At 64.5% G+C, this 245-nt stretch carries 1 pseudogene; it reads left to right on the forward strand.

The window, feature by feature from the left end:
* Positions 1 to 245, forward strand: a pseudogene (locus AC0L2P_RS32500) (MATE family efflux transporter); the annotation flags it as partial.

Here is a 245-nt window from a genome sequence, read left to right on the forward strand (position 1 = left end):
CTGGCGAGCAGCCTGTCATCCTGCTTCCTGTTCCTGGGCCTGCTCACCGTCATCCTGCTGGACCGGCGTTTCCGCCGCTACCGCCTGATGGGACGGTTCTGGACGCGCGACCGGGAACGGCAACGTCAGGTCTGGACGCTGGGGCTGCCGATCGCGATCACGCTGGGTTTCGAAACGACGGTATTCAATGCGTCGGCTTTCCTGATGGGTCTGATCGGCCGGGATTCGCTCGCGGCCCATGCAGT

This window comes from Mesorhizobium sp. WSM4836 (assembly GCF_055811815.1).